Origin of the sequence: Haemophilus influenzae (genome assembly GCF_003494325.1) — a bacterium.
Lineage (GTDB): Bacteria > Pseudomonadota > Gammaproteobacteria > Enterobacterales > Pasteurellaceae > Haemophilus > Haemophilus influenzae_I.
Window position 1 is genome coordinate 1 of record NZ_QQIK01000016.1, and the last position, 262, is coordinate 262.

General features: G+C 49.2%; 1 rRNA gene. It reads right to left on the reverse strand.

Going from position 1 to position 262, the window contains the following annotated elements:
• Window positions 1-262, reverse strand: a 23S ribosomal RNA gene (locus tag DV356_RS09800); the annotation flags it as partial.

The window sequence follows — 262 nt, forward strand, 5'->3', positions numbered from 1 at the left end:
GGTCTTCCGGCGAACGGGTTTTTCACCCGTTTTATCGTTACTTATGTCAGCATTCGCACTTGTGATACGTCCAGCCCACCTCTCGATGAACCTTCTTCCGCTTACACAACGCTCCCCTACCCAACAGAATAAATTCTGATGCCGCAGCTTCGGTGCTATATTTCAGCCCCGTTACATCTTCCGCGCAGGCCGACTCGACTAGTGAGCTATTACGCTTTCTTTAAATGATGGCTGCTTCTAAGCCAACATCCTAGCTGTCTAA